The organism is Pseudomonas sp. P5_B2, from assembly GCF_056400445.1.
In genome coordinates this window covers 1-1,178 of the sequence record NZ_JBFULH010001000.1, presented here as the reverse complement: position 1 = coordinate 1,178, position 1,178 = coordinate 1, and the positions used below count along the sequence as shown (strand labels likewise).

2 protein-coding genes are annotated in these 1,178 nt (G+C 57.6%); one reads left to right on the top strand and one right to left on the bottom strand.

Annotated features, from left to right (window positions below; all coding sequences use genetic code 11):
* On the top strand, nt 1–469 hold a 469-nt coding region (locus AC1DRJ_RS28675; protein ID WP_477805109.1), incomplete at its 5' end, for a U32 family peptidase C-terminal domain-containing protein.
* Nucleotides 470–574: 105 nt separating this feature from the next.
* Here AC1DRJ_RS28675 and AC1DRJ_RS28670 read toward each other — a convergent pair.
* The coding region (locus tag AC1DRJ_RS28670) for a LysR substrate-binding domain-containing protein (RefSeq protein WP_477805108.1) at nt 575–1,178 on the bottom strand (604 nt) is incomplete at its 5' end.

The window sequence follows — 1,178 nt, the reverse complement described above, 5'->3', positions numbered from 1 at the left end:
GCGGACCAAATCCCACTTCTATTGCGCGCGCACCACGCAGGTGTATCGCCAGGCCATCGACGACGCCGTCGCCGGGCGTGAATTCGACCGTAGCCTGATGACCGATCTGGAGTCATTGGCGCAGCGCGGCTACACCGAAGGATTTTTACGTCGGCATGTGCATGACGAGTACCAGAATTATCAGCACGGCAGCTCGGTGTCGGAGCGACAGCAGTTTGTCGGTGAATTGACCGGTGAGCGGCGTGAGGGGCTGGCGGAGGTCAAGGTAAAGAACCGCTTTAGCCTGGGTGATCACATGGAGTTGATGACACCCCAAGGCAACTTCCATTTCGATTTACACCAATTGCAGAACGTCAAAGGCGAGCCAATTGAAGTGGCGCCGGGGGATGGGCACACGGTGTATTTGCCTATACCGGACGAGGTGGACCTGAAGTTTGGCTTGTTGATGCGCGATGTCAGCGTAACGTAACTTTGTAGGAGCGGGCTTGCCCGCGAAGGCGTCGACACACTCAATATGGATGTCACCTGAAACTCCCCTATCGCAGGCAAGCCAGCTCCCACAGGGTGCCATCCGCTAATCCATCTCGGCCGCTTGTAGCAGCCAATCCTTGAACGCAGTCATCGCCGCCGTTTCTGTGCGCGACTGTAAGCGTGTCAACCAGTAGTTACCGGTGGTGATTCCGATGGCGAAAGGTCGCTCGATGGCACCCGCCGCCAGTTGCCGGGAAAACATCAGGGGCGGCGCCAACGCAATGCCTGCGCCTTGGAGTGCGGCTTCCATCATTGCCAGCGAAGAATCGAAAACAATGCTCTTGGCGGGCGGTGCATTGGCTGGCAACCCACAAGCCAAAAACCACTCAGGCCACTCGTCTGTGCGGTAGGAACGTAACAAAGTTTGTTTCAACAGATCCTCAGGCGATAGCAATTGCCGGGCCAGCTCGGGAACGCACAACACCGACAACGGCGCATCGATTAACCTCAGCGCTTCAATCCCGTGCCACGCGCCGGCGCCAAATCGAATCGCGTAATCCAGCCCTTCAGCGGCCACATCCACGCGGTTGTTATTGGTCGACAGCCGTAAATCTATAAATGGATGTTTCGCCTGGAAGTCTGCCAGCCGTGGCAACAGCCAGCCCACTGCAAACGTCCCCACCGCGCCCACCGTTAACACTTCCCGA